Here is a 4,850-nt window from a genome sequence, read left to right on the forward strand (position 1 = left end):
AACGCGATTGCCCCGGCCCACCGACACCGAGGCGACCCGCACCACCACCCCGATCGAAATGGTCTAGGACATGGTCAAGCAGTTGCCGCTCAAGCGATTCGGCAAGCCGGAGGACCACGTCGGCATGTGCAAGTTCCTCCTCTCCGACGAGGCCAACTGGATCACCGGCCAGATCTTCAACGTCGACGGCGGGCAGGTCTACCGACCATGAGCGACGTTCTCTGGATATGTCGGCCTGGCAACATCGGCGGCCCGATGGCCGGGCGTCTCGCCGCCTGGCCGGCGGCCTGACCGTCATTCGACCTGTCCGACGAGGCCGTCGCCAAGCTGGTCGAGAAGGGTGCAGCCAAGGCCGACTCGCTGGCCGCGCTCGGCGAACAGGCCGACGTCATCGGGATCTGCGTCGTCAACGACGCGCAGGTGCGCTCGGTGGTCGGCGACCTGCTCACGACGGCCAAGTCGGGCACGGTGATCACCGTCCATTCGACGATCAGCCCAGACAGCGATTGAGCTGTCGGCAACCTGCGCGGAGCAGGGTGTCCACCTGATGGATGCTCCCATCTCCCGGCGGCGCACCCGGCGCCGAGCAGGGTCGGCTGGCCATCATGGTCGGCGGACCGCGGGAGGCCTATGAGCAGATCAAGCCGCCGTTCAAGTTGGCCGGCGACATGCTCGTCCACGCGGGCGACGAGGTCGGCGCGGGCACCAGGATGAAGCTGGCGCGCAATCTCCTGCATTTCATCTCATTCAATGCGGCGTCGGAGGCACAGCGCCTGGCCGAGGCCGCCGGGATCGACATCGAGAAACTCGGCAAAGTGGTGCGCCACACCGACGCCATCACCGGCGGTGCCGGGCATCATGCTGCGCAACACCACCGCACCGATCGATCCCGACGACTTCTGGTACGGCGTATTCACCCACGTGGTGAACTTGGGCAGCAAGGATCTCGATCTGGCCTTGCCTTGGTGCCGCCAGCTCGACGTCGACCTTCCCTGGGCACCATCCCGCCCGCGCCAACCTCGCGTCGGGATTCGGTGTTCCCGATGCCGAAGACAAAGGAGTCAACGCATGAGTTCAGGAACCGCCGTAGGCGGCGAGGGCACCGAGCACCGCAAGCGCGGTGTGGCGAAGATGTCGGAGGTGTACGGCTGGGACATGTCCGACGGTCCCGGACTGCATTTCGCGCACACCGCCGATCAGCTGTTCGCCGAGGTGGACGCGTGACGCACTCACCGACCGTGATCGTCGGCTGCTGCTCCTGGGCCTGTTGGCCGGAAACGGCCACGTCGACGTCGCGGAGATCCAAGCCGGGGCGGCACTGGGCAAAGAGGAGCTGACCCCCGAGCAGCTCGAGGAGATCGCCCTGTTCCTCTGTTACTACGCCGGTTGGCCGGTCGGCACCAAGATGAACACCGTCTTCGGCACCGCCATCAAGAATTGGCGCAAGGCGCAGAAGCAGGACTGACCGTGGATTTCGTCGAACTCACCGGCGGTGCCGGACATTCCCTCATGAGCGCAACGCCGGGCCCCGACCTGGCCGCGCACGGCTACACCGAGACCGAGTACGCCGCTACCGGCGTCGTGTCCGGGCTCACGCGGGACGGCGAGGCCCCGCCGGCCGAGTTCACCACTCGCGTCCTCGTCCGCCGGCCGAGCACGCCGGAGTCGTTCAGCGGCACCCTCGTCGTCGAATGGCTCAATGTGAGCAGCGGAGCCGACGCGGCACCGGAATACACCTACGTCGCAGAGGAACTGGTCCGGGCCGGCCACGCGTGGGCCGGGGTGTCCGCGCAGTACACCGGCGTCGAGGGCGGCACCGGGTCGGTCGAGGTCGATGCCGGTCCGAGCGGCCTTGCCGCGAAGGACCCGCAGCGGTACGCCCAGATGAAGCACCCGGGCGACGCGTACTGCTACGACCTGTTCGCCGCGGTAGCCGCCGCGCTGCGGGGGCCGGGCGGGCCGCTGGGTGGGCTGATCGTCGACCGCATCCTCGCGGTCGGCGAATCGCAGTCGGCGATGGCCCTGACGACCTACGTGTCGGCCTTCGCGCCGGTGCACAAAGTCTTCGACGGCTACCTGGTCCACAGTCGGGCGGTTGCCGGACTCCCCCTCGGGGATATCGGCGGCCCGGCCGACATCTCCGTCGCGTTCTCCGGAGACCCGACGAGCATCCCCGACGTCGGGGCGCCGGTCCTCGTCGTGCAAACCGAGACCGATCTGCTCACCAACTTCCGCTACTACCTTGCGCGACAATCAGATTCGGATTCGTTGCGGGTGTGGGAGGTGGCCGGGGCCGCCCATGCCGACCTGGCACAGATCGGACCATTCGAAGAATTCCTCGGCTGCCCGGATCCGGTGAACCGCAGCCAACAGCGGTTCGTGCTGCGCGCGGCACTGCGACATTTGGATCGCTGGGCCCGCGGCGGCGACCCGCCGCCTTCCGCAGAGCCGTTGCAGCTCAATGGATCTGACGACCCGGCGTTCGTTCCCGACGAGGTGGGCAACGTTCGCGGCGGGGTCCGCACCCCGTGTGTCGAGGTGCCGACCCAGGTGTTGAGCGGCATTGTGCCCGAACCCGTTTCGCGGATCTGTTTGCTGTTCGGGTCAACCCACCCGATTCCCGACGAGGTGCTCGCCCAGCGCTACCGCTCGTCGTCGGACTACCTGCGCAGCTACGCCGACGCCACCGACGCCGCGATCGCGGCCGGATTCATCGTGCCCGAGGACCGCGACGAGGTTCTTGGCGAGGCCACACCCGACCTTGTCGTCGAAGCAACCGAGACCGTCAAAGACGCTTGAGCGTCGCTCATCGAGGGCCCAGTCGACGAGATCGAGGGCCCAGTCGGCGGAAAAGAGGGCCCAGTCGACGAAGATGAGGGCCCAGTCGACGAAGATCAGGGCCCAGTCGGCGGGAAAGAGGGCCCAGTCGGCGATTAGGGGGTCGCAGCGGCGGCCTCGGCCAAGAACTCGTCGGTGAGTTCGCGGACTCGGCCAGAGAACACGTGGCCGACATGCCCGCCGGCGTACCACTCGATCCGGCCACCCCAGTGGTGGTGCAGTTTCTGGGCCGCGGTCACCCAGGTCACCCGGTCGTTGAGCGCGGCGATCACCAACCTCCGGTCCGGCTCCGCATAGGGCGTCACCGCCAGCGGGTCGACGACCGACGAGACGGCTCGGACACTGTCCGAGCGCAGCAGCGCGGCCGCCTCCCGGCCGATCTTGCCGACCCGGTCCATGTGGTGGGCCAGCGTCGTGTGCACGCCGAGCATCGGCACCAACGCCAACACCGAGGACACCAACGGCTCCAACCCGGCGACGAGTCCGGCCAACGGTCCGCCCAGCGACGTCCCGGCAATGGTCACCTCGGCCGGATCCTGCGCGCCGATCCAAGACACCAGCGCCCGGATCTCGGCGACCGCCCGAATCGTCACCGCGATGTTCTCCAACGGGTCGAAACCCGGGAAGGCGACGTTGGGGTGCCGCCGTGCGCCGTGCGCCGGCAGCACCGGCAGCACCACGTTGTATCCCAGCTTCTCGTGCAGGTGGGCGGCCCGGAACGAGAACATGTCGTCGGGACGGCCCTGCCCGGCACCGTGCACCCAGATGATCCAGCGCCGGCCCGGCTCCTCGTGGGCCAGCACCCGCGCCGACGACACTCCGTCGAGGTAGGGCGCATAGGCGGCCATCGGCTCGGGCAGGTCGACGTCCAGCTTGAAGTCGACGTGGTCGTAGACCGTCGTGGTGAAGCGCTTGCGGCTGCGCCGCAAGATCGTCGGCACCGGCTGGGGGCGGTTGACCCCGGTGACCCCGAGCTCGGTGAGCACCGGCGCGGCCGCGTCGCAACGCTGCACCGCGGCGGCGAGGTCGTCGATCTCCGACACGTCGCGCAGCACCGAGTTGAGGGCGACGAACAGCTCGTCGACGGCCGACTCGCCCACCGTGCGCGCGCCGACCTTCGACGGCGGAATGCCCAGGCGCTCATCGCCGTTCTTCGCCGCGCGCGCACTGGCGACGGCCCGCGGCACGACGTTGGCGAACAGACCCACGCGGGCCACAGTCGTATCCCAGATGGTCAGACCCACGATGGCTACTCGACTCTCTTGGGCGGCTTCGCCGCGGGATTGGTGGGCGGCTTGGCCGCTGATTGGTCGGCGTCCTGCGCCGCCAACATCCCCCGCTCGACCAACGCCGTGCGCACTTCGTGCAGCGACTCGCGCACGCGGTCGAGGAAACCCTCCGGATCGGGCATCGACTCCGGCGTCGTGATGAGCCCCATGCTGATCCGGCCGGCATAGCTGTAGGCGGTGAGGTTCACGTCGGCCGGCGCGATCGCCAGCGCGAACGAGATCCAGTCCACCACCTCGATGTCGCCCACCCAGCGGGTCTCACGGGGACCCGGCAGGTTGGCCGTGGTGATGTTGTTGACGACGCGCGGCGTGACCGGGGCCGCCAGCTTGCGGAACACCGGGCCGGTGCGGCCGGTGTAGACCGCGATCTGGTCGGTCAGCTCGAAGCCGATGCTGCGCCGCTTGGTGACCGCCGCGGCACAGCTCTGCGCGGTCGCGGTCAGCCGCTGCACCGGGTCGGCGATGTCGGTGCGCAGATAGGCCAGCGCGGTGGAGATCTCATTGCCCGCGGTGCGCGTCGACGCCATGTCGGCCACCACCCCGAACACCGTCACCGCCGGCGAGCGCAGGTCCTCGCTGCGGGCGATCATCTCGGCGCGCTTGGCCCCGGCGATCACCCCGTGCAGGGCGCCGTTGACGGTGGTCCCGGTGGCGACGGCGATCTGCTGGAATTGCGCGAGCGGCAGACTCGCACTGGCACAACGCCGTTCGCCGCCGCTGGGG

The 4,850-nt window shown here is 68.8% G+C and carries 3 protein-coding genes and 3 pseudogenes; 4 read left to right on the plus strand and 2 right to left on the minus strand.

The features are described 5' to 3' along the window. From nbrcactino_RS13295 to nbrcactino_RS13310, 4 genes and pseudogenes are all read left to right on the plus strand, one after another. A pseudogene (locus nbrcactino_RS13295) lies at positions 1-211 on the plus strand (SDR family oxidoreductase); the annotation flags it as partial. Then, positions 208-1,072 (plus strand): annotated as a pseudogene (locus nbrcactino_RS13300) (NAD(P)-dependent oxidoreductase). The pseudogenes nbrcactino_RS13295 and nbrcactino_RS13300, both read left to right, overlap by 4 nt. Further along, positions 1,069-1,465 (plus strand): annotated as a pseudogene (locus nbrcactino_RS13305) (carboxymuconolactone decarboxylase family protein). Before nbrcactino_RS13300 ends, nbrcactino_RS13305 begins: the two co-directional pseudogenes overlap by 4 nt. Before the next feature lie 2 nt (positions 1,466-1,467). Beyond that, the gene (locus tag nbrcactino_RS13310) at positions 1,468-2,799 is read left to right on the plus strand and encodes an alpha/beta hydrolase domain-containing protein (RefSeq protein ID WP_161928045.1); all 1,332 of its coding nucleotides are present in this window, start codon (positions 1,468-1,470) and stop codon (positions 2,797-2,799) included. A 134-nt stretch (positions 2,800-2,933) separates the two neighbouring features. On the opposite strand, the gene nbrcactino_RS13315 is transcribed toward nbrcactino_RS13310, so the two are convergent. After that, on the minus strand, positions 2,934-4,076 hold the full coding sequence (locus tag nbrcactino_RS13315; RefSeq protein WP_161928050.1) for an alpha/beta fold hydrolase: 1,143 nt from the start codon (positions 4,074-4,076) through the stop codon (positions 2,934-2,936). 11 nt (positions 4,077-4,087) lie between these two features. Next, a partial coding sequence (locus nbrcactino_RS13320) for a WS/DGAT domain-containing protein (RefSeq protein ID WP_161928051.1) occupies positions 4,088-4,850 on the minus strand: 763 nt, incomplete at its 5' end.

This window comes from Gordonia crocea (assembly GCF_009932435.1).
In the GTDB taxonomy this organism is placed as follows: Bacteria; Actinomycetota; Actinomycetes; order Mycobacteriales; family Mycobacteriaceae; genus Gordonia; species Gordonia crocea.